The following is a 24,624-nucleotide window of genomic DNA, read 5'->3' as shown; positions in this document are numbered from 1 at the left end:
CATCTGCGCGCGCGGTCAGGGGACCCATCGAACGCCATCGCCGAGTTCGAATCTGTGCTAGCCGACCAGCAGCGGGTCCTCGGCCCCAACCACCCCCACACACACGAAACCCGCCACTGTCTCGCAAGGGTCCGGGCTAGCTCAGGGCACATTTCAGATGCCATATCCGAATTTGAGGACGTTCTAGCCGACAGACTGCGTGTCTTCGGCGCCGACCATCCCGACACCATCCGCATCCGCCACAACCTCGCGCATCTGCGCGCGCGGTCAGGGGACCCATCGAACGCCATCGCCGAGTTCGAATCTGTGCTAGCCGACCAGCAGCGGGTCCTCGGCCCCAACCACCCCGACACACTCGGAACCCGCCACGTCCTCGCAAACCTGCGGGGGGAAGCCGGGGATATACCAGGAAACATTGCCGAACTCGAATCTGTGCTGGCCAACCAGCAGCATGTTCTCGGTCCCGACCACCCCGGCACATTCAAGACTCGCCACGACCTCGCGCACCTGCTCGGTAGAACCGGGGAGACGCGGAGAACCATTGCCGAACTCGAATCTGTGCTAGCCGACCAGCAGCGGGTCCTCGGCCCCAACCACCTGGACACACTAAGAACTGATCACTGCCTCGCAAACAGCCGAGCTTCCAGCGGAAACACGAAGGCCGCCAAGGTCTCTCTCCTACAGCTCAAGAACAGATGCCGGCAAGCCCTCGGCCCAAGGCACCCGATGACACTCAGCGTTCAAAATAGTCTCGATCACCTGCAGAAACGCCAAAGCCGAGGCAGAAGGCGAACTAGGAGGCGGCGGCAATTACAGCTTTGCCCGGCGCCACGAGCTTGACAGAAACTTATATTGCGGCGGAAGATGCAGGGGCGATAATCGGCCAGGCGGGTTCTGGTCGGTCGTTGAGACTGAGCTTGTTGCATGCGCGCGGGTGCTCCGCCATCGTCAATGACGGAGCACCTCTGCTTACCGACCTGGTTGCGGCCGTTGCGGTACTACATCCCAGTCACGAGGATTCGCTGTTGGACCTGGTGCCTACAGCTCGTCACCGGTCAGGCGTTTCAACGGCGCGTAGTAGTAATGCCCCCGCTCAGTCCGAACACGGGCCCACAACGGACCCTCGCCGAGGCAGCCCGCTTCTTTCTCTGTTAGGACGAGACACTTCCGCTTGCCATCAGGAAGCACGGTCTCAGTCTGGCGGATTGCCTCGACCAAGCTCGTCGCGCGACGCCGGAGCAGCGGCTGCCGGGTGGTGATGATCGCAGCCTCGATGATGAGGACCGTCGAAGAGGCCGAGATGTAAATCCGGACGGTCGTCTTCTGCTCTTGCTCGGAAACCGTGGGTCGCCGACGCGCCACGATTGACGTCGACGGGGTGCGCGGGCCCGGCCGTGCGTAGTCCATCGGGGTATAGATCCGCATGTTTGCTCCAGTCTCGGCCTCGACCGAGACGCCCTGGCGGCGGGACTTGATGAACTGGATGATGTTCGCGACGCCGAACAAGGCAGCGAGAACCCACGGAACCCACGCGAACGGTTGCGTCATGGTCGACCGCCCTTGCCGTGGTTGTTACGGTGGTGGCGCATATTCGGTACCTCTTTCGGGTGAATGGGGTGCTGGCCCGGCACGACTGGACCTCGTGCCGGGCACACCTCGCTAACAAAAAAGACGAACGGGTCCCTCTTGGGCTCATCGCTCGTCGTCCTCAAAGCATACATAGCGCCGCCGCCGCGTCACGCACGTACGAAGAGGCACGCCTCCGCCGGGAGGCGTGCCTCTTCACTGCCGAGATCTAAGCGGCCAGAGAAGCTGAAGCTGTACTGAGCGGGATCAGGCGTATTCCGGTTCCTTCGTGGGTGAACCCGCACTGTTCCCGCCGGTGAGCCCGTAACGGTCGAGGACCTTCCAAATTGTCGACTCGGCGACCGAGACCTCCTCCGCGGCAAGGTGTTCGCGGATGCGTTTCGGACCCCAACCGGTACGGCGGCGGAGGCTGCAGATGCGCTCCTCGAGTTCAGGACTGGTGCGGTTCGGCTGTTCGGCGGCATAGCCACGCTCGGCACGCGGCAGCTCGTACTGGGCCGGGAGCTTCAAGCCGGCGGCGAGGATGCCTGCCGAGCGAGAGTCAGCCTCAGGGCGCCAAGCGGCGTAGACGTCCGAGGTGGTCGATGGGCGGGAGTGGCCGAGGCGGCGGGCGGCGGAGACGACGTCGACGCCGTTGGCGATGAGCTCGGTCGCACCGTAGTGGCGGACGTCGTGGGGCGTGGCCTTTATGCCGAGCGCGTCGGACATCTTGGTGAAGCGCTCGGTGTAGTAGTCGAGCGAGCCGTGGGTCTCGTGGGTCGGATCGTAGGAGTACAGGTACTCCTCGCCGGTCATGCGGAGGCCGGCGGCCGCCCGGCGCTTGGCGATCCGCTCGACCTGAAGCGTGAGCAGCATCAAGGTGACCTTGTCGATGGCGACCCATCGTCCAGAGCCGTCGATCTTGGTGGAGGGGACGAAGATCAGCGATCGGTCGAAGTTGATGTGCTTGGTCTGGGTCCGGACGATCTCGCCGCGGCGGCCGGTGGTGACGAGCATCCGCCAGACCGTGGTGCCACAGTCGGCATCCTGCTCGAACGCGGCGTTGACGAGCAGCACGACCTCCTGGGTGGTGGGGGCGTACGGGATCGCCTTGGGCACCTGGGGCGCGCGGATCCGCCCGGCCGGGTTGTTGGGGATCCAGCCCCAGCGGTAGAGCGTCTTGCAGGTCCCGGTGATGACGGCATGGACCTTGATGAGCATCGCAGGCGAAGCGGGCTTGCAGACGTGCGGCTTGCAGCGACTGTTGCACTGGTGCCCCGTCACGTCGGTGATGATCCGGCTGTTGCCGCGGCCAGCCGCACGGCGCTCAATTTCCATGCGGCCGCCGCAGCGGATCTGGCAGCCAGTGAGCTCGTCGTAGAGCGCCTCGGCGGCGAAGGCGAGGCGCTGATTGACCCGGTTGATCGGGAGCTTGCCGAGGCGGGGGTGACGTGCTTCTCGGCCATCGGCTCGTAGTGGTTGTAGGTGCGCTCCGCGAGACGCCCGGCGCGGACGTCGGCCTGGCGGGAGACGAGCCAACGGCGGATGCCGGCTTCGAGCTGATCGGTCGTCTGAGCGGCCTTGCCGGCGTCGACGTCGGCGAGCATCCGGGTGAGGGCCTTCTCAGCCTCACGCCCATCCGGGCACGTCTCGGAGAGGTAGAGATCTTGGCCAGTCTCGGGGTGCTTGCCTACGTAGACTCGGACTTCGAAGGACTTGCCGCGTTGACGAATGCTGCCGCGCTGACGACGGGGTTTGGATGCGTGTTGAGTCATGCTCATAGCATCTTCATGGGCAAGCTCATGGGCAAGAGCTTGGGATGACACGGCGTGTCGCACAAAAAAGGGCCTGCTAGCAGGCCCTTCGCTTGCAACGGCCTACTTGAACCCGTCACCCCAGCTCAGCACCCACGCAAACCAGCTCCCCGACCTGGCATCCCGCCCTGAAGCCGCCCGCCTCAGACTGAGCGCCGCCTGGGCCTGAACCGTCGACTCCCCGAAGCGACAAGAGCAGTGATCATCGCCGAATACCAAGCCGGAACCCGCCAACAATCCCTCGCCGACCGATACGGCATCAGCCTCTCGAGCGTAAAGCGGCTGCTCCGTGCCGCACGCAGGTTGGGCGTTTGAGCCGTGGGAGCATGTGCGCCTGTCGATGGACTAAAACGAGCCGCGGTGCCACCCTGCAACCATCGACACGAACGGGCCCGGCGCGCTGTCGACGTTGCATCACGGCAGAGGCGTTGCCCAGCGATTCAGGGTCTTCTCAGCCAGGAATCGGATCAGTCGCAAGTCGGCAGTTAGGTCCCGCGCCTCCCGGCTGTGCGGAGCCAGCGGAGGGACACCCTTGGCGCCGCCGCCTTCCTTGGCGTGCACGATCCTGCAGCGGATCTGGTACACCCTCGTGGAAAGGTCCTCACGGTAATCTAGGCCGGCTATTGGGACGCCTGTCCCGTTGTCTTCGAGGGCGTGGACATGCTCGATGATGCTCGGATCCGACAACGTGGCGAACAGTTCACGGTCTCCGAGGAGATTGGCGGCCGCAGCGGGCGGTACCGCATCGCTGATCACCGCATCCAGTTGATGCTGTTCGCTGCTTAGGTTTCGATTGTCCCCAGTGCGCGGCAACGGGCTCCGAGCCTTCCCGATGATGGCCGCCCCTTGCCTGGCTTTCTCCTGATCGGCCGCCTTGGGCATATAGAACTCGAGGACCTGGTAGTAGTACAGATACCGCTCAGTAGGGAGGTGTCCGGGCCCGTTGGCGGCGGTGTACAGGTCGGCAGGTTCAGTGTCGTAGCGCCGTTTCGGGAACCGTGCCTTCTGCGAGTATGAGTGATTACGGCGACTACCGACCCGATAACCGGTGTTCCACAGCCGCAGTGACAACCCATGGGTTCGGGCAAGGTCGGTCAGGTACGAGGTGCCGTATGCGACCAATATCTCCTGCGCCGCATCGGCGTCTGCGGCCACTACCCCGCGCAGTTCAAGACTCGGTACAGACCTCCTGCCGCCGCGAAGCCGGTATAGATGCGACAGCTCGGGTGAGACGGTGGTCAACCGCAGCGAGGAGCAGGCTCCAGGGCCCTCAGTGCTGACCTCGAAAAGGCCAGTGGATGCAAGCAGTCCAGCCATGTCACGGCCTAGAGGGCTATCCAGCTCGAGTTTTCGTTGCTCCTTTGGGACGAGATTCCGCACTACGATCTGAAGATACTCGTCGAAGTTTCCTATGAGCCGCGCCGAGATCATCCCTTCCGGCGGGTACCAGATCGCGTGGCGTTCGTGGAGGGGCACTCCAGAGGCCACTACGCTTTTAAAGGCCCCGAGCTGTTTCGCCGACCGCAAGCGCATCTGATGTCCACCGGCATCGACGAACACAACTCGCGCATCCGAGCGCCAATGGCGGCTTTCATACTGCTGCCTGCCCTCCCATTCGATTCTCACATCGCTGCGCTGCTCCGCAAGCTCTTGGAGGCATGCCACGGCTTCCCGATAGGTGACTGGTAGTTCCTCCGACCAATGGTCGTCGAAATCTTCCCAGGGATCATCGTCGTGCTGCCCGATGTCGTCCAAGCGAGTTTCTCCATTCTATGACGAGGTCGACCGATGAGCCGATTACAACAGGAAAAGCTCCCTCACATCCAGCATGACGCCACCAAGACCCTGACTTCAATCCCGCGCTGGCAGCCAAGACAATCAGCAAATCCCGGACCTGAATCGCAGCCTTTCAGAAATAGACTGTGCAACCGTCATAGGCGAATGCCGAGCAGAAACCCGCCTCTTCAGCATCAAATGCCTGATTCATGTCAACTGGTATTCTAAATGAGAATGGACTTACTGCTGGCGTCTAGCTCGAACACCTCCTTTGGGGTCCGTCAGCTATATTGCGATGAGAAAGGAACATCTATCACGAGTTTCGAGGCTCCGTATGGCCTTATTATGACGACGCGATTGCGAGCTCTGGTGATTCCTACTCTTAGAAGTCGACGAGCAGCCTTGATACCTGCTTCGTCGTCATTCTCCCGAAAGAAAGTATCACGGTATCGGCCTTCAACAAGTATCACGCCATCAAACTCCTTTCCTTTGGACTTATGGATAGTCATAAGAACGCATCCACGAGGACTTTGATGATCTGACAAGATTCTTCCAGCATCGAATGTGCGCCGAACAAGATTCATTGCCCCCTTGTAAGAACCGCTTCTATCCCAGGTTGAAGCGAGACAGGTCCCAACCTCATCTGTCGTTCGCGACAATCGTATGAATCCGGCACTCTGTAGCATTTCCTTCAAATCGCTGCAATTGTTGAGGATACTACAAGCCTGAGACCAGTCATTTGTGGGTTCGCCAAGAAGAGTAATTCCTGAATCGAACACGCTCGCGAGGTACTTAGTGCTCTTAAGCCTCTGAGGCTCTCCCAGTCGAGCTTTCCGCTCCGCCAATCGATAATTGCCACTTGATTTCTTGGCGGAATTACTTGGATTCGCAGCGTTCTTCGTTTCAAAATAGTTGGCTATACGCGCAAAACTCTCAGCTAGTGCGTCATTCTTGGATTTTCCTGTCCATTCAAGAATAGAGACGATTGCTAGTGCTGAAGCAGCTGTACGCTCAGAATCCCACAAGACATCGTGATCAATAGGCAGCAGTGTTTGGCCGTTACGGGTACGCTCTTGACTCAAAATGCTCGAGAGCCTCCCAACAAGAAAATTAGTCCGCGCGAGAAGAGCAATGGATGGATTCTTGATCCCCATATTTCGGAGATTTGAAAAGGTCCAGTGAACGCCTGCATGAACCGTGCTCTCGAATCCGCTTGGCCAATAAGATGCAGTAACGACATCACTTGTTTCAGGAAGTGGCTGGTTATTCAAAACTGCGTCAGCATATCGCAATATTCCTGCGTTAGGGCTGCGATGGTTCACGCCCGCCAGATCGAACTCTACAGGTTTTAGAGAACCTCGCAGATTGTTCAGGCGTTCTGGGTTTGCTCGATCGTCGTAATCAAATATTCGTTGATCAGGATCTGCTAGAAATATGATCCTCGAGCCACAGGCAAGTCTCCTAACAAGCGCCCATTGATCGTCGTCCGTATCTTGAAACTCGTCAATGATGATGATGGGGTACTTATCAGCGACAAGTTCAGCCACCGCAGAAGAACCTGAAATGATCTTGGAGGCCGCTGCTGCAAACTGACTAAAAACATAAATCCCTTCCTCGGTTGCCAACCGTGCAGTTTCGGCACGCCAATCACCTTCGAACGAAGCCCTAGCAAGGCTCTCTTCTCCAGGGTAAATCAAACTCGGAACTTTTCCAGTAAGCAATCGGCCGTGCGAACGAAGAATGTCCAACGCAAACGCATGATAGGTCCGAACAGCAATCCGCTGGCGCTCTCCGGACTGGAGAATATCGCTGCAACGCTTTTCCACCTGACGTACCGCTGCACGCGAGAAGCTGAGGAAAAGAATCTCCTGTCCAGAGGCCAGCGTCGGCATGAGAGACTTAGCCTTCAAGAGGGAAAGAGTGGTCTTACCTGATCCTGGACCCCCAACCACGAGGACAGGTCCGTCCTGGGCAAGAATGGCTTTTGCTGTGTCTGAGAGATCCAGTCGCACGTGCCTACTCCTGGATATCTGCGACATCTGCAGGTTCGGCCGCTGCCTCTTCGTTGAGAGACAATTCAGGTTCAACCTTCAAGTCTGCATCGATTTTGATCAGGGCGTCACGGATGAAATCAGGCAAATCATCCTCGGTTTCGCACTTCTCAATAAGTATGCTGGTGTACCCGGACCCGAAGTTGTCCCCCTTTCGGGCCTTGAGCACCTTGGCTGCGAGATCGGCTAGATCTTCCTCCGCCACTTTCGCACTCTCAAATGGGTAGGAGGCCGGGTAATCTCCACGCAGAGCTGCTGTTTCAAGAAAACTCCGCAGAATCCTTGCCGGGACCTGCTTAACCAAGAGTTGCTCAATTCCTTTTTCCGGAGACTCCCACATGCAATCGAACGATTTGATATTTTCTGCCGCACCGGTCGCATCGACCGTATTCAACTCGTCCCGCATACCGTAGACACGCTTTCCAAGCGCTTTGAAGATCGGCCCATACCGAGGTACTTCCCGATCGCCGGAGGCGTTGAATAGCGAGACTCCGGCCAGATCAATATGTGAATATTCGGGTCGGAGTCTCTCCAGCGCAGTTGATACCGCGTGCACGGCGGCCATCTCAGTCTCTCCTTCGAGCACAAGGACTGAACGGCTTAGAATTGCTTCCGCAAATTGACGACGTTGTGCGCGATAGGCTTTCGCCTTCACATCTTTTGTGTCGATTGCTGACCCAGTAAGAACGCTATTATTCCTCGAAAGAATGACGACGTTATCGGGCTCGAACTGCTCTATGACATAAGGAGAATGTGAAGTTACTATTGACTGGCCCATTTGCTGAACGACGAATTTGGTGACACGTCGTTGTGTATGAGGAGGGAGCGCGATTTCTGGCTCCTCCATGACAAATATGGCAGTCTGGTCTCCCCTGAGATCCGCAATTATGGTTAGCAGAGCAAAAACCAACAGGTTGATGGACCCTGTACCCTGCCGGGAGAACGGAACCGAGTGGTTGCTAGGTTGAGTGGCCAAGAAAAGTCGGACAACCTCACGTAGATGTTCACGCGTGAGGTCGGATGCAAAAAATGCTGCCGACTCGGTCCCTGGCGCTAGGTTGACGAACTTTCCAAGACGGGTCCGGATGCTCTCTCGGATAGCGCTGAGCTGTTCAATTTCTCCAATGGCGGGATCAAGACCTCTGATAGATTCAAGCGCATCCATCCACATCTTTGAAGTTCCATCTCCTCCCAGGCGGAGGATGGTATCCAGGAGTGAACCACGCTGCAAGCTCAATGCGCGTGATCCAGTTCTCAAAGCACGAAGGAAGACGAGTCCGCACATCCGCTTGTGTGTTCGCGTAAACGGTGCGCGTCCAGCCCCGAGCGAGTCTTGTTCTTCCTCATCGAGCTCATCAATGATCGGTGTGGGGTGATCGAAAAACGTCTCACCAACGAAGTCATCTTCTTCTCGGTCGTATCGCCCCACAAACACAACGGGCATGGCCCACGAAACGCCTTCGTCGTCGGCTACGTTGACACCTCCGGGTTCCTCGTCAATGTACGACAAAGTGTCGTATTTCCATCGACGGAGATGTCCCCAGCCCACGCGACGAGCCTGTTCATCAGAGAGATCGGTGAGGACTACACGAATCCGAATCTCGCGGGCGCGCCCGTCTTCCTCTAGGTACATGCCTTGGGAGAAGTCGTGTTCATCAATGACCGGACGGCGATAGAGTCGCTCCGTCCCGAGCACGAGTTCCAGCGCCTCGCAAACTGTGGACTTTCCAATGTTGTTGCCGCCAACTAGCAGGGTATGCTGCTGAAAGGTGACACGTCCCTTCCTGATACCCCTGAAGTTCTCGATTTCGAGCAATCGAACACGCATAGTAGTCCACCTCACCACATCGCCTACCAATATTTCACCATGAGCAGGACCGGTTGTCGACCCATACCTAGGACCAGAAGGTGTTTGCGGGTTTTGTAACTACTGAGCGCTTCCTGGGTTTTTGAGGCCTTCTGAGAGGCTGACATCCTCCGGTGAGGGTGTCCATGTTGGTTCTGGTTCGGATGTGCGAGTTTTTGCGAGCATTCAGATCTTGTCAGGGGTCTTCTGCGTCAGTTATTTGGCGGTCTTTTGGAGGCCCCCAGCGTCGGGTGCAGTGCAAATGTTGGAGAGGGGCGGAGCCGCCACCCACCTGGCGGCCCCGCCTGTTCGAGGAAGGTCTTAGAGGCGGCCTTGTTCGGCTGCTTGGGTGAGGATGGCTTCGGACTCGTGGCGCCAATAGCGTTTGCGGTCGTCGGGGGTGCTTTTCCAGCCGGGGCGAGTTGACATGCCGGCGATGCGTCCTTTCTCGTGGAGGAGGTCGGCGACGGGTGTGAGGCTGCCTGCCACGTTGAGGATGCTGAGGATGGCGTGCTCGGGGGTGGCGGTCGGTTCGACGGCGAAGCGGAAACCGAAGGAGTCGAAGGTGCCGAGCACGCTCGCGGGCAGGGTTGCGGGTTGGGGCGGGATCGTGCCTTCGGCGTGCCAGGCGGCAAGGAGGGCCGCGATGTGGTTGCGTTGCTGCGTCTTCCAGGCGTCGGTCTGCTCGCGCCAGGGCTCTTCCCAGCGAACTTCGCGAAGGACGCCGCCTGCGTGGACCGCGTAGCCGATCTTGACTGGTTTGCCGTGGTGGTTCAGCCAGATCGAGGCGTAGCCCGTTGCCCGGCGGGCCATGAGGGTGAGCCGGTTGCCGTGATCGGTCGTCCATTCGCCCAGCACCTCGGACTTGGCGGTCCGGCCCGTGACCTGTGTTTGCGTCATCGACTTCCTCTCTGTCATCCGTTCAACCGCCCACTCAGCTGACCTGCTGAAAAGCGGCATATGAACATGGTGGTTGACAGAACGGGACGACAGAACTACACAATGGGACGCGAAGAGACGTCCTCAAGCATCGAAGTCGTCCCCGATTGGGAGTGCTCATGCCGAATGAACGATTGAAGGATGCCCTGCAAGCGTCCGGGCTGACACCGGAGTCCCTGGCTGATGAGCTGGAGGTCGATGCCAAGACCGTGAGGCGGTGGATCAGTACCGGCCGCACTCCCTATCCGCGGCACCGATCCGCCATTGCCGCGATGCTGGACGAGGCCGAGGAGTATCTGTGGCCCAATATCGATACCGCCGAGCGGCAAGCGCGTGTGTCGGAATCCGAGGCGATCCGGACCTACCCGCGCCGCTTTCAAGTGCCGTCGGAGCTGTGGCGGCGCTTGTTCGACAACGCCACCGAGCGGATCGGCATCCTGGTCTACTCCGGGCTGTTCCTACCCGAGCATGATCCGCACCTGATCGAGGCGCTGCAGCGCAAAGCCCAAGCGGGCACCAAGATCACGGTCCTGCTCGGAGATCCTGACTGTGAAGCTGTAGCGGTCCGCGGCCGTGAGGAGGGCATCGGCGACGCGCTCGCTGCGAAGATCCGCAATGTCCTGGCGTTCTACGAAAAGCTCAGAGGCACTGAAGGCGTATTCATTGGCTTCCACACCTCGACGCTGTACAACAGCATCTACCGCTATGACGACGAGATGCTGGTCAACACCCACGTCTACGGCTTTCCGGCAGCGCACGCGCCGGTCATGCACCTGCGCCGACTCGCCGGCGGCACTCTGTTCAACTCCTACGCCGACAGCTTCGACCGAGTCTGGACCGCTTCACGCGACGCCTGGACCGGTGACCATGGCAAGGTAAGGCCATGAGCCGCATCGACCACATCAACAACCCCGATGCCCCCGAGCCGAACAGCGTCGTGCCCTCGACAGTCGCGTTCGTGACCGATGACGAAGGCCGGGTTCTGCTCATCCAGCGCTCGGACAACGGCGACTGGGCCCTACCCGGCGGGGGCCACGACCTGGGTGAGCGGATCGCCGACACCGCCGTCCGCGAGACGAAGGAAGAAACCGGCCTGGACATCGAGGTCACCGGCGTCATCGGCCTCTACACCGACCCCGGTCACTTGATCGAATACAGCGACGGCGAGGTCCGGCAGCAGTTCTCGATCTCCTTCCGTGCCAAACCAGTCGGTGGAACGCTCGCTACGAGCGACGAGTCGATCCAGGTTGCCTGGCTTGGCGTAGATGAGCTTGACACTCTTCCGATTAACCCGTCGATGCGGCTCCGGATCGAGCACGGATTCGCCGGCGATGCTGAGCCCTACATCGGCTGAGCTGGTGGCAACACTGATTCGACTCGTTTCGCTACCTCTGCGAACACGCTGGCACTGCCAGCGATGAACTCGTAGACGACCGACCCAGGCTCATATCGTTCCTTGACCTCAGCGATCCGCTCCTCGACAGTGAAGGCCTGTCCGTCAGGGCCGGTCGTGAGGTCGCAGTACCAAAGCAGGTCCGCCACGGGCGAGGCCTCACGGTCAAACTCCCCGGACAACTCCTTGTCGAGACCGCGCTGTTCGGCTTCAGCAAGCGCATTGGTGTGGTGGGCGACCAACGCGGCCACCCGGTCGTTGAACCCGATCTCGCGAAGCCAACGCGCCCCATCCAATGGATGGAATCCAGTCGCATCGATCGAGGGGGCATAACCGATGTCATGAAGCGCTGCGGACGCGACAAGCACCTCGCGATCCTGCTGGATACGGAGCGCTAGGGAAAGCCGTTCGGCCTTGGCGGTCACCGCTTGAACATGTCGCCATCGTCGAGGCAACGCCTCGCTGAGCTTCCGCTCCGCGAGAGCGCGCGCACTGCTGACCATGCTCGACTGCACTCGACAATCCTATCGATCCGGATGGTCGAGCCAAGGTCTGTGACAGTGGCCGTTCCACCCGGAGGTTTGCCCCAGCGCCTGACCCGGCATCTCACCGGCCATCCAGGTGCCGGGAGAGATGCCGCCCTGTCACCAAACGTTCGTGACAGCTAGAGGTCCAGGTCATTTAGGGTGCCGGGCTAGATGGGAGAGGCGCTCGCGCAGAGCCGAATGGTGGGGCAACTTATGTACTCGGGCCAAACGCGAACTCCGCGGCCTCGGCGTCGCGATCCTGTCGGTGAAGGACCCGACCGATGACTCGCCCACCGGCGATCTCATGGCGCACATGGTCGACGGGTTCAACGAATACCAGTCCCGCGTCTCCGGGCAGGACATCGCCTACAAGATGGAAGCCAAAGCCGCACGCGGAGGCACGCCAGGGCGGGCGCCCCTCGGGTACCTGAACGTCCGGGAGATGATTGAGGGCCGCGAGGTTCGCACGGTCGCCCTCGATCCCGAACGCGCCCCGCTCGTCAAGACGCTGTTCGAGCGGTATGCGACCGGTCAGCGCTCGTTCAAGGAACTCCGCGCCATCGCCACCGCCGCCGGGCTCAAGACCCGGCCCACTCGTAAGCACCCGGCCGGGACCGCCGTCTCGATCCACAAGATCGGGCAGATCCTCATTGACCCGTACTACCTCGGCACGGTCACCTTCAACGGCGTCGCCTACCCCGGCCGGCACGAAGCCCTCATCGACCGAGCCCTGTTCGACAAGGTCCAGACCGTGCTCACCGAGCAGCGCGGCGCGGGCGTGCGTGAACGCAAGTGGGACCACTACCTCAAAGGCCTCGTCTGGTGCGGGCGCTGCGGGCGCCGCTTGATCGTCGAGCGCGCCAAGTCCAAGACCGGGCGGCTGTACTTCTACTACCTGTGCATGGGCCGCAACGAGAACGGCACCTGCGACCTGCCCCGGTTCGCCGTCACCGACATCGAGACCGCAGTGAGCGCCCACTACGCCACCATCGCGCTCACCCCCGACGAAGCGAGCCGGACCAGGAACGGGCTCGAGCAGGTCGCCCGAACCGATGAGCGGACAGCGCAGACTCTGCGTCGCAACCTCAAACGCGAACGCACCCGACTCGACGCCCTGGAGGACCAGATCCTGGACTTGCTCGGCGACCCCGACTGGCCCACCGAGAAGCTCACCGCCAAGATCCGCGACATCGCCGCGCTACGCGAAGCGATCGACGCCCAGCTGGCCGACACCGACCTGCCGCGACTCGACCAGGCCGCAGCCCTCATCGCCCCGTTCCTGGAGCTCCTGTCGGATCCGAGGCGGCTGTATGAGTCCCTGGCAGACGAGGACCGGCAGACGCTCAACTCGATCTGCTTCACCCGGCTGCATGTCGATACCGACGCCGACCAGCATCCCCAGATCAGCCAAGGCGCGGCCACTGCCAGCATCGCGCCGCTCATCGCGTTCCGGGACCGGGAACGGCGAAACGGCACCTGCCCGGAGGCTGATGCCGTTCTTCCTATGGGTCAGGGTTCAAGTAAGAACCCTTTGGTGGAGCTTAGGGGATTCGAACCCCTGACCTTTTCATTGCGAACGAAACGCGCTACCAACTGCGCCAAAGCCCCTTGCGGCGACAAGATTAGCACAGCGGCGCGCGGGCGCCGCGAGGGTGCCGTGTGGGCCGGGTCTCGTTCGCGGCGGTCAGATCCAGGAGTCGAGCCACATGCGGGCGTGCCATTCGTCGCGGGGGACGGCCTCGCCGGTGTAGATCGGCCAGAAGTAGGCGAAGCACAGGACGACGACGGCCACGAAGGCCCCGGCGATGAGCGCGCCGGTGAGGCGGCGCTCCGGTGAGCCGAGGGACGGCAGGCCGGCGTCGCGGCGGCGCAGGTCGGTGCGGCCGATGATGAGGCCGAGGCACCACGTGACCGCGCCGATGAAGAACGGGACGGCGGGGGCGGTGTAGAAGAAGAACATCGTCCGGTCGGGGTACATGAACCACGGGAGGATGCCCGCGCCGAGCCCGGCGAGGAGGAACCAGGCGCGCCAGTCGCGCCTGTGCAGCGCCCACACGAGGAGGGCGAGCGCCGCGGGCACGAACGCCCACCACAGCAGCGGGGTGCCGAGGAGGAGCACTTCGGCGGCGCAGTCGCTCGTGCCGCAGTCGACGTCGGAGCTCCAGTAGAAGACCACGGGCCGCAGGTCGAACAGCCACTGCCACGGCGCCGACTGGTAGGCGTGCTCGGAGGAGAGGCCTTCGTGGAACTCGAGGACGCTGAAGTGGTACTGCATCCAGTTGGTGAGCGCGCCGATGACGGGCGGCTCGGCCCGGCCCTGGTCGGCGAGCCAGTGGCGGTAGGAGCCGGTGTCGTTGAGGAACCAGCCGGTCCACGAGAGCGTGTAGACGCCGATCGCGAGGAGCCCGAACCACAGGTTCTGGAAGAACTCGTAGATGATCGTGTCCCGGAAGGGCTTGCGGGCGCCCGCGTCGGCGCGCAGCCGCCAGTCCCACACGACGAACAGCACGATCACGATGACGATGTACCAGAGGGCGCTCCACTTGGTGGCCATGGCGAGGCCGAGGAGTACCGCGCACGCGATGCGCCACCACGCGGGGCCGAGGCGGGGGCGGCGGCGCGAGGCGTCGAGGCCGTCCTCGATCGCGGCGAGCCAGCCGGCGCGGCGCCAGTCGCGGTCGCGCACCAGGCAGTACATGGCGGCGAGGAGGAGCGTGGCGATGAAGATGTCGAGCAGGGACGTGCGGGAGAGCACGAGGTGGCTGCCTTCGACGGCGAGTAGGAGGCCCGCGGTGCCGCCGAGGAGGGTCGAGCCGGTGAGGCGGCGCATGAGCCGCACGAGGATCGCGACGCCGATGATCCCGGCGGCCGCGGCGGCGATGCGCCAGCCGACCTCGTCGTAGCCGAACGCCCATTCGCCGAGGCCGATGAGCCACTTGCCGAACGGCGGGTGCGCGACGTACGAGGAGCCGTCCGCGCCCGGGTCCCACTCGACGCCGTGGGAGAGCATCGAGTGCGCGTCCTGCGCGTAGTAGACCTCGTCGAAGATCAGGCCCTTGGGGTGGTCCAGGCCGATCAGGCGCAGCACCGCGGCGATCCCGGTGACCCCGAGGGTCACCCAGAGGGCGCGGCGGCGGTCGCCCGGCAGGGTGCTCGCGAGGCGGGCCCGGACGGCGGGGAGGGGGCCGGGGAGCGGCGTCGGCCGCCAGGCGGCGGGCGGCTGCTCGGGCCGGACTGCGGTGGCGCTCACCGGGATGAGTCTAGGGCCTGAGCGCCCCTCGTGGCGAGTCGCGTCAGGCCCTAGTGTCCGGTCGTCAGTGCACGAGTTCCGTGGGAGGCGTGAAGTCGCCTTCGCCGTTCATGTCCCATTGCGCGGCCAGGATCTCGGCGACCGCGTTCGCGGGCTTGCCGAGGTTGCCCTTGCCGACGAGGTTCTGCGGGCTGTCCGGGTCGGCGATGAACGCCGCGGCGGCCGCGTTCGGGGTGAAGCCCACGAACCAGTTGGTGGAGTTGGAGTCGGTGGTGCCGGTCTTGCCCGCGACCGGGCCGTCGACCTCCGCGCCGACCTGCGGGGCCGTGCCCCACGTGCAGTTCCCGGCCGCCGCGCCGTACTCGGTCGGGCAGCGGGCCGCGTCCACCGCGGCGCGGGCGACCTCCACGCTCACGGCCTGGTCGCACGCCGACTCGAACGGGATCGTCTCACCGGTCAGCGTGGTCGCGCTCGACGCCGGGATCGGCGGGCAGTACACGCCGTCCGCCGGGAGCGCCGCGTACGCCGCGGCCATGTCGAGCGGCGTGGTCTGCGTGACGCCGAGGACGAACGGCCCGTACGTCTCCGGGCTGTTCGTCACCAGGTTCAGGTCCTCCTGGGACCGGAACTTGATGCCCAGCCGCTCGGCCACGTTGATGGCCTTCTCGACGCCGATCCGCTCGGCCAGCTGCACGAAGTACGTGTTCACCGACTCCCCGAAGCCGGTCCACATGTTGTAGTCCCCCTGCTCCGACTTCGAGGCGTTCTTCGGGCACCAGTAGTTCCCGCACGAGGCCGCGCCGTCGCCCACCACGTACTGCGACGTGTACTGGTACGGCGAGTAGATCGTCGTATCCAGCGGCAGGCCCTCTTCGAGCGCCGCGAGCATCGTGAACATCTTGAACGACGAGCCCGCCTGGTATCCCGGCACCGCCGAGTTGCCGCTCAGCAGCGGGTTCGTGGTGCTCGGGTACGAGCCCTTGTACTCGGGGTTCGAGGTGTTCGGGCCGTTGCCGGAGGTGTCGTTCGAGTAGATGCGGTTCACGGCCATCACCTGGATGCCGCCGGTCCCCGGCTCGACCACCACGGAACCGAGCGCGTACTCGGAGCCCATCTCCTTCTGCCGCTCGACCGCCTCCTGCGCCGCGTCCTGCAGGTCCACGTCGAGGGTCGAGACGATCTGGTAGCCGCCCCGGTAGAGGCGGGCCTTGCGGACCGCCTCGGAGTCGCCGAAGTCCTCCTGCTGGTTCCACCACTGCTCGAAGTAGTCGACGAAGAACCCGTAGTCGGAGTCGATCGCCCCGCCCATGGTGTTGTTCGCGTCCTGCGGGTTGAGGTTCAGGCCCTCGGCCCTCGCCTCGTCGCCCTCGGCGCCCGTGAGGAACCCGACGTCGACCATCCGGTTGATCACGTGGTCGCGGCGGACCTGCGCGGCCTCCGACGAGCCGTTGATCGGGTCGTAGTTCGACGGCGACTGGATCAGGCCCACCAGCATCGCCGACTCGGCGGTGGTCAGGTCCGCCGGGACCTTCCCGTAGTAGACCTGCGCGGCCGCGCCGATCCCGTACGCGCCGTTGCCGAAGTACACGGTGTTGAGGTAGTTGGTGAGGATCTCCTGCTTGGTCATCTCCTCTTCGAGCGCCAGCGCGTACCCCATCTCCTTGACCTTGCGGTCGATGGTGACCTCGCTGGCGGCGGCGACCTCGTCGGGCGTGGTCGCGGTGTAGGAGAGGACCTGCCGCACGTACTGCATGGTGATCGTCGAGGCGCCCTCGGAGGTGCCGCCGTCGGCGAGGTTGGTGACGAGCGCGCGCATGACGCCTTCGGGGTCGACGCCGTTGTGCTCGAAGAAGTTCGAGTCCTCGGTGGCGACGAGCGCGTTCACGACGGACTCGGGGATCTGGTCGAACTCGAGCTGCACGCGGTACTGGTCGCCGAAGGTGGCGATCACGGTCGTGCCGTCGGAGGCGTACAGGGTCGAGGACTCGGGCGCGGGCGGGAGGACGAGCTCGTCGGGGAGTTCGAGCACGGTCTCGGAGCCGACCTTGGCGAGGCCGCCGAAGGCGCTCGTCACCGGCAGGAAGGCGAGGCCGACGACGAGACCGAAGGCGACCGCCACCGGCACCAGCGCGAACATCGCGCGTCGCTGCACTGCGGTGATGGGTCCGAACCAGGTCTGCGCCACCGGTTTCGAAGATGCACTCACGCTGTCTCCCGAAGAGCCCCGAAGCCGGGGAAGGATACGGTCAATTCTCAAATGGGCGCGCCGTAGCGCCATTTCAGGCGGAGTTCCGGGGGCGGGTTCACTCTACGACGCCGCGCCTCGCGGGCGGAGGCGGCTGGCGATCCGGGTGGGCGTCATTACAACCCGTCCCGGGCTCGCGCGCCGCCCGCACACAGGGTGTCAGGGCTGCTATCGCGCGCGACGGACAACCGGTCTGCTCACCAGGCGAACGCGAGGGCCGCCGCGAGCACCGCCCCGGCGAAGGCCCAGCACAGGCCGATCGCGCCCGAGCGTCCTTCGTAGAGCCTCGTGGCGCCCGAGACGCCCACGAGGGCGAACGCGACGGCCATGAACAGCACGAGCGAGGGCGCCCAGCGCAGCAGCAGCCCGGCGGTCTCGCCGACGTAGGCGCTGTGCGCGTCGGGGCCGGTGGACCGGGCGAACAGGGTGGCGCCGACGTCGGCGGCGTCGACTTCGCCGGTGAGGTGGAGGTCCTTGGCCCAGCCGTCGGCTTCGAAGCGGCCGGTGCAGGCGGGCGCGAACCCGTCCTGGCAGGAGGTGACGGTGACGGTGCCGTACTCGTAGTGGCCCACCGAGATCCACAGGGCGGGGGCGGCGGTCCAGGCGAAGAACATGAGCAGGCACGCGCAGACGAGGATGCCCAGGAGCGCGGGCGCGAACGCCTTGGGCTCGCGGCGGCGCTGGGGCCGGCCGGGCTTGGCGGGGCGGCGGCGCTCGGTCTCGGCGGCCCGCTCCCAGACGGCCCGGATCGCGGCCATGCCGTCGGCCTGGGAGCCGAGCGGGCCGCGCTGCGATACGGGGCGGGGGGCGGGCTCGGGGGCCGGGTCCCACCCGTAGTCCCCGACGGTGCCGTACGCGGCGGGCAGCTCGGGAACGGGCGCGTTCGCGTCCGGCGTCTCGGAGGAGGCGGGCTGCTGGGGATCGACCGCGCGGTTTGTTCCAGACATAACGGTTATTGCATCACCGAATCCTCCGACGGGGGCGCAATCGGGGACGGATCGCCGTGTCGGGTGGGGGCGAGACCGGCGCTGCAGGAGGCCCCGGACAGTGCCGGTCCTGATATTCGGACCGTTAACATGGGGCGCATGACTCATGTATTGACCGCGCTGGCCTGGCCTTACGCCAACGGTCCGCGCCACATCGGCCATGTAGCAGGATTCGGGGTCCCCGCCGACGTCTTCGCCCGCTACATGCGCATGCGCGGTCACGACGTGCTCATGGTCTCCGGGACCGACGAGCACGGCACGCCGATCCTGGTGCAGGCCGACTCGGAGGGGCTCAAGGCCGCCGAGGCCGCCGCGAAGTACAACCGGGTCATCGTCGAGGACCTGGACGCGCTGGGCCTCTCGTACGACCTGTTCACCCGCACCACGACCGGGAACCACTACAAGACCGTGCAGGAGCTGTTCACCACCCTGCACGCGAACGGGTACATCCTGCAGCAGAAGACGCTCGGGGCGATCAGTCCGTCGACGGGCCGGACGCTGCCGGACCGGTACATCGAGGGCACCTGCCCGCACTGCGGGTTCGACTCGGCGCGCGGCGACCAGTGCGACAACTGCGGCCGCCAGCTCGACCCGACCGACCTCATCGACCCGAAGTCGCGGATCAACGGCGAGACGCCGAAGTTCGTGGAGGAGGACCACTTCTTCCTGGACCTGCCGGCGTTCGCGGACGCGCTGCACGCGTGGCTCGACACCCGCACCGGCTGGCGCACGAACGTCCTGCGGTTCACCAAGAACCTGCTCGACGAGATGCACCCGCGCCCGATCTCGCGCGACCTGGACTGGGGCGTGCCGATCCCGCTCGAGGGCTGGATCGATAGGCCGGACAAGCGCCTGTACGTGTGGTTCGACGCGGTGATCGGCTATCTGAGCGCGACGATCGAGTGGGCGCGGCGCTCGGGCGACCCGGACGCGTGGAAGCTGTGGTGGCAGGACCCGGAGGCGGTGTCCTACTACTTCATGGGCAAGGACAACATCGTCTTCCACTCCGAGATCTGGCCGGCGATGCTGCTGGGCGCCAACGGCGAGGGCGCGGGCGGCGGCGAGCCGGGCCCGCTCGGGAAGCTGAACCTGCCGACCGAGGTCGTCTCGTCGGAGTTCCTGACGATGGAGGGCAAGCAGTTCTCGTCCTCGCGCCGCGTCGTGATCTACGTGCGCGACTTCCTGGAGCGGTACTCCCCCGACGCGCTGCGCTACTACATCTGCGCGGCGGGCCCGGAGAACCAGGACTCGGACTTCACGTGGGCGGAGTTCCTGCGCCGCAACAACGACGAGCTGGTGGCGGGCTGGGGCAACCTGGTGAACCGCTCGATCGCCATGGCCGCGAAGAACTTCGGGGCCGTGCCGGAGCCGGGCGAGCTCGAGGACGTCGACCGGGAGCTGCTGGCGACGACGCGGGCCGCGTTCGACACCGTGGGCGACCTCATCGGCGCCAACAAGGTCCGCGCCGGCATCGGCGAGGCCATGAAGGCGGTCGCGGCGGCGAACAAGTACCTCGCGGACACCGCGCCGTGGAAGATGAAGGAGGACCCGAAGCGCCAGGGCACGGTCCTCTACACGGTGCTGCAGGCGGTGTCGGACCTGAAGACCGTCATGAGCCCGTTCCTGCCGCACTCCTCGCAGCGGGTGCACGAGCTGCTCGGCGGCGAGGGCGTGTTCGCGCCGATGCCGCACATCGAGGAGGTCGCGGACCTGGACGAGGGCGGCGCGACCGCCGGGCCGTACCCGATCCTCACCGGCGACTACTCGGCCACCCCGAAGTGGGAGTCCGTGCCGCTGGTGCCGGGCACGGTGCTGGAGAAGCCGACCCCGGTGTTCACGAAGCTCGAGCCGTCCATCGTGGACGAGGAGATCGAGCGCCTGAACGCTTAGGACGCGAACGGAAGGGCCTGGCATCCGCCAGGCCCTTTTCCGTTGCCTCAGATCGCGGGGGCGACGTCGCCGCGCTCGACCCACTTCTCGTAGACGCCGCGGCGCACGGCCTCGGCCCCGGTGCGGGACAGGACATCCGGGCTGGGGCGGGAGAGGCGGAACCGGGCCCAGTCGTCGTCGGCGTCCACAAGAGACCCTGGCACGCCCTTCCAGACGACGTGATTCGCCTCGCGCAGCACGCGCCGCACCTGGTGGACGCGGCCCTGCTCGACGCCCGGGATGTCGACGCGCCGTTCGAGGGTGAGCGGCGACCACTGCTGCCCGCCGTAGGCGAACAGCTCGAGCTCGGCGCCCTGCTCGGTGTAGGCGAGCAGGCGCGCGCCCTCGGGGAGCGGCAGGTCGGTGAGGTCGGCGGTGACGTGCTCGGGAAGGAGGTGCGCGGTCGAGATCGCGAACCCGGTGCCGAGGACGGGCATGCCGCGCCGGTCGGAGGACGGCATCGCCGTCAGGCCTTCGTACTCGGGCGCGACGGGCGCCTGGTAGTCCCAGGGATCCGCTGCGGGCCAGCGCAGTGCGAACACCCACGGGTCGCCCGGCTCGGTCTCGCCGCCGAGGACCGAGCGCGCCGCGGGGGTGCGCAGGTGCGCGATGTCCCAGCGGCGGTAGCAGAAGCCGCCGGGGACGGCGGCGGTCTCCATGAGGCGGGCGATCTGCGGGGCGGTGACGGGACGCTCCATGAGCTCGCCCGGGGCGACCGCGGCGGAGCGGCGGACGCGGTCGAGGAGGACCCGCGCCGCCGGGTCGAGGTGCGGGGTCTGGGTGAGCCTGCGGACGTACTCGAGGTCGAGGCCGGGCGCGAGGGGCACGGTGAGGGAGCGGTCGTCGGCGACGGCAACGGGGACGCCGTCGCGCAGGACCTCGCCGGCGTGCGCGAAGTGGCGGTAGGGGTAGTCGCTGCCGGGGCGGGGGTTGGGGAGGAAGTCGGGGCGCGGGAGCGCGGAGAACAGCTCCCAGGCGGCGCCGTCGGCGCAGGGGAGGCCGGGGTACTTCTCGCCGCGCCATTCGACGGTGACGAGGGTTTCGGGCTGTTGCGTCGGTTCGGCCGGGACGGCGGGGCGGCGTTGCTGGAGCGCTGCGGCGCGGTTGCGGCGGGACGCGAGGTCGCGGGTCATGTGCGTCTCGATTCGTCTTGCGCGGATGCGACGGCGGGTGCGACGGCGTTGTCGTTGTGGATGCAGTGTCGGTGTGGAGGCACTGTCGTGGTGGAGGCGCCATCCTTGCGGATGCGCTGTGGTCGGACGGTAGTGGCTTGTCCACAGGCGGTGGTTCGACTGTCCGCCAACGTAAGCGCGCCGTGTCAGGCGTGGATGTCCGGAAAATGAAGAAGATGTTACGTCGGCGGCATTACGTGCGCAACGCGTCGGGTAGCGGTTGGCGCGAAGTGCGCTCGTGAAGCGGCCGCGCGGTTGCCGTCCCGAACCCCTGCCGTCCCGAACCCCCACCCACCACTGGAGGGGAAAGAAGGTATCGGCGATCCTCCCGCGCCCCACCGACAAGAACGGCCGCGGAACCGGCGAGCGCGGCGCGGGTTCACCCGATCGAGTCGGCATCGAGGCGGGCCGCGCTGGTGACGGCGCCCGTGCCGCGGCGTGGCATCGTTGAGGCGTGTACCGATCCGAACCCGCGCCGCTGCCCGAGCCGCTGCCGCATCCCGTCGCCGACAGCCACACCCATTTCGACCTCGTCGACGTCTTCGGCGCCGAGGAGGACCTCCCGGTGCCCGCGCCCGACGCGCCCGAGGTGCGGGCCCGCCTCGACGAGGCCGAGTCCGTGGGGGTCGCGCGGGTGGTGCAGGTCGGCACCGACGTCGAGTCGTCCCGCTGGGCCGCCGCGCTCGCCGCGGTCGACCCGCGGGTGCTCGCGGCCGCGGCGCTGCACCCGAACGACGCGCCCCGCCAGGCCGACCTCGACGAGGCGCTGGCCGCGATCGACGCGGTCGCCGCGCTCCCCCGCGTCGCGGCCCTCGGCGAGACCGGCCTCGACTACTTCCGCACCGACGAGTCCGGGCGCGCCGCCCAGCAGCGCTCGTTCCGCGCGCACATCGAGATCGCGAAGCAGCGCGGCAAGACCCTCGTCATCCACGACCGCGACGCCCACGAGGACGTGCTGTCGATCCTCGACGCCGACGGCGCGCCCGACCGCGTCGTCCTGCACTGCTTCTCGGGCGACTTCGCGTTCGCGAAGGAGTGCGCGCGCCGCGGGTTCTTCATGAGCTTCGCCGGGAACGTGACCTTCAAGAACGCCCAGCACCTGCGCGACGCCGCCACGGTGGCCCCGCCGGAGCTGGTCCTCGTCGAGACCGACGCGCCGTTCATGGCCCCGATACCGGTGCGCGGCCACCGGAACCACCCGGCGCTCGTGAACTACACGGCCCGCTTCCTCGCCGAGCACCTCGGCCGCGACCTCGAGGCCTGGTGCGAGCGGCTGTGGGCCAACACCGAGGCGGCATTCGGCGAGTGGTAGCGCAGCCGGACAGCGGCATTCGGCGAGTGGTAGCGCAGCCGGACAGCGGCACCCTCGAGCGGTAGCGCAGCCGGACAGCGGCACCCTCGAGCGGTGATCAGCTGACGTCGACGGCCGCTTCGGCGGTCGCCGAGTTCCCTTCGGCGTCGGTGAGCGTGAACGTGAAGATCCAGCGGCCCTCGTCGGGCAGACTCACCTCGCCCGCGAGGATGCCGGTGCGCAGCTCGATGAGGGGCATCTCCTCGGCCTCGCCGCCTTCGGGCCCGTACGAAGCGGTCCACTCGACGGCGGGGAACGGCGCGCCTTCGAGGTCGGTGGCGAGGATGCGCACGCTGTTGGGGCCGGGCCGCCCCGGTTCGAGCACGAGCTGCGCCGAGTACACGTCGGTGGTGACGAGCGTGGCGGTCTCGGTGGACTGCGCTTCGCTCGTCTCGGTCTCCAGCAGCGCGGTCTTCGCGGGCACCGCCTGCACGAGCACCGTCACGGCGGCCATCACGGCCGCGAGGAACACGAGCTCGACCCCGGCGGCGACCCGCAAGCGCCGCTTGGCCTCCGTGCGGCGCAGCAGCGCGCGCCGCGTGAACAGGCCCGCGCCGAGGATCGCGAGGAACAGCGCGGCTTTGAGGATCACGAGCCGCCCGTAGGCGGTGTCCGTGAGCGCCGCGATCGAGTCGATGTGGAGCAGCGCGGAGGCGACGCCGGCGACGAGCACGTTGGCGACGAGCCACGGCACCAGGGCGATCCAGGTCTCGGCGGCCTTGTCGGGGATGTCGGTGTCCTTGCGCAGGGCGAGGATCAGGATCGCGAGGACCCCGCCCGCCCACGCCATCGAGGCGGCGAGGTGCACGAGGTCGGCGACGAACGCGACGAGCACCGGCTCGGTCGCCATCGGGTGCCCGGCGAGCGGCCAGGTCGCGGCGAGCGCGATGCCGACTCCGGCGAGCGCGGCGATGAGCGGCGGCTTCGGGTCCTCGTCGCCGGTGACGACGGTGCGCATGAGCGGCAGGGCGAGCAGCACGAGCAGGAGCCGCAGGAGCCCGGCGAGGCCCACGTTGGACTCCATGACCGACTGGAGCCCGACCGCGTCGAGGCCGGAGACGCTGGTCCCGGTCTCGTAGGCGGCCTGGAGCGGCAGCCCGAGCACGGCGGTCATGGCGACGACCGCGAGCCCGGTCGCGGCCATCTTCGCGGTGGCCTCGCGCGGACGCGCGCCGAGCGCGAGGAAGATCCCGGCACCGAGGGCGAGCGCGAGCCCCGCGTACCCGAACCAGCGGTTGCCGTAGAGGAGCGCCTGCACGAACGGATCGGTTCCGGCGGTGAGCGCTTCGGCGCTCGGCGCCTCGGACTCGACGCCCACGGAGTACGTGAAGGTGCCGGAGACGGGGTGGCCGTCGTGGGAGACGACCCGGTATCCGACGAGGTAGGTGCCCTCCTGGTCGGCGTCGACCGCGATGGTCAACGTGGTCGCTTCGGCGTTCTGCGAGACCCCGGTGTCTGCTCGGTCACCATCGGGAGCCACCACGCCGGTGGCCGCGTCTACGGGGGTGACTGGTTCGTTGAACTCGACGACGACTTCGCTCACAGGCGCGTCCAGGAGCGCCCCGGAGGCCGGCGTGGTCTTGGTGGCCGTGGCGTGCGCCCAGGCCCCCGAGGCCCACAGCGCGCCGAAGAGCGCGCCGACGAGCGCCGCCGCGAGCGACGACCAGGCGAAGCGGGTCGCTGTCGCGGCGGGGCGGCGGTCGTTGGATCGGGATCGCATCGCCGCTGAGCGTACTCGAATCCGCTTCGTGAATCGAGAGTTGGACCGGAGAAAGGCTG

At 65.4% G+C, this 24,624-nt stretch carries 20 protein-coding genes, 1 tRNA gene and 1 pseudogene; 9 read left to right on the top strand and 13 right to left on the bottom strand.

Translation table 11 applies throughout. The annotated features are described in order from the left end of the window. A partial coding sequence (locus AB0K52_RS06650; RefSeq protein WP_363527084.1) for a tetratricopeptide repeat protein occupies positions 1 to 840 on the top strand: 840 nt, incomplete at its 5' end. A gap of 198 nt (positions 841 to 1,038) precedes the next feature. Here the strand turns inward: AB0K52_RS06650 and AB0K52_RS06645 are convergent. After that, on the bottom strand, positions 1,039 to 1,548 hold the full coding sequence (locus tag AB0K52_RS06645; protein ID WP_363527081.1) for a hypothetical protein: 510 nt from the start codon (positions 1,546 to 1,548) through the stop codon (positions 1,039 to 1,041). Positions 1,549 to 1,833: 285 nt separating this feature from the next. Beyond that, positions 1,834 to 2,787, bottom strand: coding sequence for a tyrosine-type recombinase/integrase (locus AB0K52_RS06640; protein WP_363527078.1), 954 nt, complete (start codon positions 2,785 to 2,787; stop codon positions 1,834 to 1,836). Between AB0K52_RS06640 and AB0K52_RS06635 the strand changes: the two genes are divergently transcribed. The 3 genes from AB0K52_RS06635 (at position 2,770) to AB0K52_RS06625 (ending at position 3,695) form a co-directional block, all read left to right on the top strand. Beyond that, positions 2,770 to 3,042 (top strand): hypothetical protein, encoded by a 273-nt coding sequence (locus tag AB0K52_RS06635; protein ID WP_363527075.1) that lies wholly within the window; start codon positions 2,770 to 2,772, stop codon positions 3,040 to 3,042. The genes AB0K52_RS06640 and AB0K52_RS06635 overlap by 18 nt on opposite strands. After that, positions 3,018 to 3,389, top strand: a complete 372-nt coding sequence (locus AB0K52_RS06630; protein ID WP_363527072.1) for a hypothetical protein — start codon at positions 3,018 to 3,020, stop codon at positions 3,387 to 3,389. The genes AB0K52_RS06635 and AB0K52_RS06630 overlap by 25 nt, the downstream gene beginning before the upstream one ends. A 150-nt stretch (positions 3,390 to 3,539) precedes the next feature. Continuing rightward, complete coding sequence (locus AB0K52_RS06625) at positions 3,540 to 3,695, top strand: sigma factor-like helix-turn-helix DNA-binding protein (protein WP_363527247.1); 156 nt, start codon at positions 3,540 to 3,542, stop codon at positions 3,693 to 3,695. A gap of 99 nt (positions 3,696 to 3,794) precedes the next feature. Here the strand turns inward: AB0K52_RS06625 and AB0K52_RS06620 are convergent, their stop codons facing one another. The 4 genes from AB0K52_RS06620 to AB0K52_RS06605 all read right to left on the bottom strand — a co-directional run bounded on the left by AB0K52_RS06620 (position 3,795) and on the right by AB0K52_RS06605 (position 10,013). Next, positions 3,795 to 5,135 carry a hypothetical protein gene (locus AB0K52_RS06620; protein WP_363527069.1) on the bottom strand — a complete coding sequence of 447 codons (1,341 nt, stop codon included), beginning with the start codon at positions 5,133 to 5,135 and terminating at the stop codon, positions 3,795 to 3,797. Between the two features lie 302 nt (positions 5,136 to 5,437). Then, a complete protein-coding gene (locus AB0K52_RS06615) occupies positions 5,438 to 7,168 on the bottom strand; it encodes an ATP-dependent helicase (protein ID WP_363527066.1) in 1,731 nt (576 codons plus the stop codon). Between the two features lie 4 nt (positions 7,169 to 7,172). After that, complete coding sequence (locus tag AB0K52_RS06610) at positions 7,173 to 9,023, bottom strand: AAA family ATPase (RefSeq protein WP_363527063.1); 1,851 nt, start codon at positions 9,021 to 9,023, stop codon at positions 7,173 to 7,175. 351 nt (positions 9,024 to 9,374) lie between these two features. Next, positions 9,375 to 10,013 (bottom strand): hypothetical protein, encoded by a 639-nt coding sequence (locus tag AB0K52_RS06605; RefSeq protein WP_363527060.1) that lies wholly within the window; start codon positions 10,011 to 10,013, stop codon positions 9,375 to 9,377. Positions 10,014 to 10,111: 98 nt separating this feature from the next. Here AB0K52_RS06605 and AB0K52_RS06600 point away from each other — a divergent pair, with 98 nt between their 5' ends. Both AB0K52_RS06600 and AB0K52_RS06595 read left to right on the top strand, forming a co-directional pair. Further along, positions 10,112 to 10,879, top strand: coding sequence for an XRE family transcriptional regulator (locus tag AB0K52_RS06600; protein WP_363527057.1), 768 nt, complete (start codon positions 10,112 to 10,114; stop codon positions 10,877 to 10,879). Next, positions 10,876 to 11,346 carry an NUDIX domain-containing protein gene (locus tag AB0K52_RS06595; protein ID WP_363527054.1) on the top strand — a complete coding sequence of 157 codons (471 nt, stop codon included), beginning with the start codon at positions 10,876 to 10,878 and terminating at the stop codon, positions 11,344 to 11,346. The genes AB0K52_RS06600 and AB0K52_RS06595 overlap by 4 nt, the downstream gene beginning before the upstream one ends. Here the strand turns inward: AB0K52_RS06595 and AB0K52_RS06590 are convergent. Next, on the bottom strand, positions 11,334 to 11,888 hold the full coding sequence (locus AB0K52_RS06590; protein ID WP_363527244.1) for an HD domain-containing protein: 555 nt from the start codon (positions 11,886 to 11,888) through the stop codon (positions 11,334 to 11,336). The genes AB0K52_RS06595 and AB0K52_RS06590 overlap by 13 nt on opposite strands. Positions 11,889 to 12,018: 130 nt before the next feature. On the opposite strand from AB0K52_RS06590, the pseudogene AB0K52_RS06585 reads away from it, so the two are divergent. After that, positions 12,019 to 12,831, top strand: a pseudogene (locus AB0K52_RS06585) (recombinase family protein); the annotation flags it as partial. A 613-nt stretch (positions 12,832 to 13,444) separates the two neighbouring features. Here AB0K52_RS06585 and AB0K52_RS06580 read toward each other — a convergent pair. The 4 genes from AB0K52_RS06580 to AB0K52_RS06565 form a co-directional block, all read right to left on the bottom strand. Further along, a tRNA-Ala gene (locus AB0K52_RS06580) sits at positions 13,445 to 13,520 on the bottom strand. A 76-nt stretch (positions 13,521 to 13,596) separates the two neighbouring features. Continuing rightward, complete coding sequence (locus AB0K52_RS06575) at positions 13,597 to 15,162, bottom strand: phospholipid carrier-dependent glycosyltransferase (RefSeq protein ID WP_363527051.1); 1,566 nt, start codon at positions 15,160 to 15,162, stop codon at positions 13,597 to 13,599. A gap of 64 nt (positions 15,163 to 15,226) precedes the next feature. Beyond that, entirely contained in the window at positions 15,227 to 17,368 is a 2,142-nt protein-coding gene (locus AB0K52_RS06570; RefSeq protein ID WP_363527048.1) for a transglycosylase domain-containing protein, read from the bottom strand. A gap of 236 nt (positions 17,369 to 17,604) precedes the next feature. Further along, on the bottom strand, positions 17,605 to 18,354 hold the full coding sequence (locus AB0K52_RS06565; RefSeq protein ID WP_363527045.1) for a hypothetical protein: 750 nt from the start codon (positions 18,352 to 18,354) through the stop codon (positions 17,605 to 17,607). Between the two features lie 129 nt (positions 18,355 to 18,483). On the opposite strand from AB0K52_RS06565, the gene metG reads away from it, so the two are divergent. Beyond that, entirely contained in the window at positions 18,484 to 20,283 is a 1,800-nt protein-coding gene (metG, locus tag AB0K52_RS06560) for a methionine--tRNA ligase (protein ID WP_363527042.1), read from the top strand. 47 nt (positions 20,284 to 20,330) lie between these two features. On the opposite strand, the gene AB0K52_RS06555 is transcribed toward metG, so the two are convergent. After that, the gene (locus AB0K52_RS06555) at positions 20,331 to 21,455 is read right to left on the bottom strand and encodes a hypothetical protein (protein WP_363527039.1); all 1,125 of its coding nucleotides are present in this window, start codon (positions 21,453 to 21,455) and stop codon (positions 20,331 to 20,333) included. A 493-nt stretch (positions 21,456 to 21,948) separates the two neighbouring features. On the opposite strand from AB0K52_RS06555, the gene AB0K52_RS06550 reads away from it, so the two are divergent. Continuing rightward, a complete protein-coding gene (locus AB0K52_RS06550; protein ID WP_363527036.1) occupies positions 21,949 to 22,806 on the top strand; it encodes a TatD family hydrolase in 858 nt (285 codons plus the stop codon). Between the two features lie 97 nt (positions 22,807 to 22,903). On the opposite strand, the gene AB0K52_RS06545 is transcribed toward AB0K52_RS06550, so the two are convergent. After that, a complete protein-coding gene (locus AB0K52_RS06545; protein WP_363527033.1) occupies positions 22,904 to 24,565 on the bottom strand; it encodes a copper resistance protein CopC in 1,662 nt (553 codons plus the stop codon). Between the last annotated feature and the right edge of the window lie 59 nt (positions 24,566 to 24,624).

Origin of the sequence: Glycomyces sp. NPDC049804, assembly GCF_040674615.1 — a bacterium.
In the GTDB taxonomy this organism is placed as follows: domain Bacteria; phylum Actinomycetota; class Actinomycetes; order Mycobacteriales; family Micromonosporaceae; genus Glycomyces; species Glycomyces niveus.
This window is presented reverse-complemented; position numbering and strand designations above follow the sequence as displayed.

Excerpts from the sequence above, each read along its gene's own strand:
- AB0K52_RS06645 (WP_363527081.1), bottom strand. The coding sequence starts at position 1,548 with ATGACGCAACCGTTCGCGTGGGTTCCGTGGGTTCTCGCTGCCTTGTTC.
- AB0K52_RS06635 (WP_363527075.1), top strand. The coding sequence starts at position 2,770 with ATGGACCTTGATGAGCATCGCAGGCGAAGCGGGCTTGCAGACGTGCGG.
- AB0K52_RS06640 (WP_363527078.1), bottom strand. The coding sequence starts at position 2,787 with ATGCTCATCAAGGTCCATGCCGTCATCACCGGGACCTGCAAGACGCTC.
- AB0K52_RS06605 (WP_363527060.1), bottom strand. The coding sequence starts at position 10,013 with ATGCCGCTTTTCAGCAGGTCAGCTGAGTGGGCGGTTGAACGGATGACA.
- AB0K52_RS06600 (WP_363527057.1), top strand. The coding sequence starts at position 10,112 with ATGCCGAATGAACGATTGAAGGATGCCCTGCAAGCGTCCGGGCTGACA.
- AB0K52_RS06595 (WP_363527054.1), top strand. The coding sequence starts at position 10,876 with ATGAGCCGCATCGACCACATCAACAACCCCGATGCCCCCGAGCCGAAC.
- AB0K52_RS06590 (WP_363527244.1), bottom strand. The coding sequence starts at position 11,888 with ATGGTCAGCAGTGCGCGCGCTCTCGCGGAGCGGAAGCTCAGCGAGGCG.
- AB0K52_RS06565 (WP_363527045.1), bottom strand. The coding sequence starts at position 18,354 with ATGTCTGGAACAAACCGCGCGGTCGATCCCCAGCAGCCCGCCTCCTCC.
- metG (WP_363527042.1), top strand. The coding sequence starts at position 18,484 with ATGGGGCGCATGACTCATGTATTGACCGCGCTGGCCTGGCCTTACGCC.
- AB0K52_RS06555 (WP_363527039.1), bottom strand. The coding sequence starts at position 21,455 with ATGACCCGCGACCTCGCGTCCCGCCGCAACCGCGCCGCAGCGCTCCAG.
- AB0K52_RS06545 (WP_363527033.1), bottom strand. The coding sequence starts at position 24,565 with ATGCGATCCCGATCCAACGACCGCCGCCCCGCCGCGACAGCGACCCGC.